This is a genomic window from Anoxybacillus sp. LAT27, assembly GCF_022030075.1.
Classification (GTDB): Bacteria; Bacillota; Bacilli; order Bacillales; family Anoxybacillaceae; genus Anoxybacillus; species Anoxybacillus kestanbolensis.
Genome location: NZ_JAIWYK010000406.1, coordinates 1 through 223 on the forward strand (window position 1 = coordinate 1; position 223 = coordinate 223).

General features: G+C 57.4%; 1 protein-coding gene. It reads right to left on the reverse strand.

The window, feature by feature from the left end:
* Positions 1–130: 130 nt before the first annotated feature.
* Positions 131–223: iron ABC transporter permease (locus LD028_RS09975; RefSeq protein ID WP_237811723.1), on the reverse strand; the 93-nt coding region annotated here is incomplete at its 5' end.

Consider the following 223-nt stretch of genomic DNA (forward strand, 5'->3'; position numbering starts at 1 on the left):
TCGCCCATCCCCAGGCTGACTACCGTGACGGCTCCGGTCAGCAGCAGGCAGACAGCAGCGTACAGCAGCGTTTTCTTGTGAATGTGAAAGGAAAAGGAGCCTTTCTTGTTGCGCAGCGGCAGATACGACTTCATTTCTTCTCCAGCCCCTTTCTCGCCACGTAGATGAAGAACGGGATGCCGACCAGAGCGGTCATCGCTCCGATGGGCACCTCTGCAGGCTT